At 61.5% G+C, this 1,271-nt stretch carries 2 protein-coding genes; both read left to right on the top strand.

The genetic code is table 11. The features are described 5' to 3' along the window. Nucleotides 1-178 precede the first annotated feature (178 nt). The gene (locus OC610_RS27635; RefSeq protein WP_030142039.1) at nucleotides 179-718 is read left to right on the top strand and encodes a TetR/AcrR family transcriptional regulator; all 540 of its coding nucleotides are present in this window, start codon (nucleotides 179-181) and stop codon (nucleotides 716-718) included. 27 nt (nucleotides 719-745) lie between these two features. Then, on the top strand, nucleotides 746-1,271 hold a 526-nt coding region (locus OC610_RS27630; RefSeq protein WP_264432686.1), incomplete at its 3' end, for an alpha/beta hydrolase.

Here is a 1,271-nt window from a genome sequence, read left to right as displayed (position 1 = left end):
CGATTACCCGCTCTGCGGGATTTTATAAGGGTCATTCAATTCTTGAATGGCCCTTTTGTTTGTCTGGCGTTCAGCCAATTTCCCTATCCTCAAAAATACTTCTGACCAGCGGTGAAAATTTCCCTTGCGGAAATTTATTATGCGGATAATATTTCAATCGTAATATTCGGAGGCAACGATGAGCGATAAAAAAGCACAAACCCGTGAGCGCATTCTCAAGGCCGCCAGCGATGCGCTTATCCAGCGCGGGCCGGCCGAGCCGAGCGTGGGCGAAGTAATGGGCGCGGCTGGGCTGACGGTGGGCGGTTTCTATGCCCATTTCGAAAGCAAGGACGCCTTGATGCTGGAGGCGTTCAAGCAACTGCTGAACCGCCGCCGCGGCTTGATCGCCGACATGGATTCGGAACTGACAGGTGAAGAGCGGCGCGCCTTGGTCGCAGCGTTCTACCTGTCGCGCAAGCACCGTGACTCCACCGAGCAGGCGTGCCCGATCCCGGCGTCGGTCGGTGAACTCGGGCGGCTGCCGGATGCGTTTCGCGAGGTGCTTAACGAACATATCGAGTTGATGGTCGCGCAGTTGGCGGCCAGCCCTGAAGACGCTGACAAAGCGCTGGCCGACATTGCCTTGATGGTTGGCGGCCTGGCCCTGGCACGGGCGTTGGGCCCGGGCGAGTTATCGGATCGTTTGCTGCGCGCCGCCAAGTCGGCGGTGCGCTGAGCTGAGGCGCAAGCCCTGGAGATGAGCATGGACAGGTTGAGCTGGATTCGTGGCGTCAATGGCACCCTTGGCCGGATAGCTCCGCGCCTGGTGGCGAAGAAAATGCGTAAGGTGTTCATGAGTCCCCGCAACCTGCCACCGCGAGATTGGGAACTGCCATTGCTGGCTTCGTCGGAGCGCATCACCTTGCGCTTCGGCCTGTCCGCCTTGCGTTGGGGCAAAGGCCCGGCGGTCCTGCTGATGCACGGCTGGGAAGGGCGGCCAACGCAGTTCGCGGCCTTGATCAACGCGCTCGTCGATGCCGGCTATACGGTTGTGGCGCTGGATGGCCCGGCCCATGGCCGCTCGCCCGGTCATGAGGCCAACGTCCTGTTGTTTGCCCGGGCAATGCTTGAAGCCGCGGCGGAATTGCCGCCATTGCAAGCGGTGATCGGCCATTCCATGGGAGGCGCCAGTGCCATGCTGGCGGTTCAGTTGGGCTTGCGCACCGAGACACTGGTGAGCATCGCCGCGCCCGCGCGTATCCTCGGCGTGCTGCGTGGCTTCGCCCGGA

It is taken from the genome of Pseudomonas agronomica, from assembly GCF_025917275.1.
Taxonomy (GTDB): Bacteria; Pseudomonadota; Gammaproteobacteria; order Pseudomonadales; family Pseudomonadaceae; genus Aquipseudomonas; species Aquipseudomonas agronomica.
This window is presented reverse-complemented; position numbering and strand designations above follow the sequence as displayed.

What these genes read in the sequence shown, in the direction of transcription:
- OC610_RS27635 (WP_030142039.1), top strand. Translation starts at nt 179, where the DNA reads ATGAGCGATAAAAAAGCACAAACCCGTGAGCGCATTCTCAAGGCCGCC.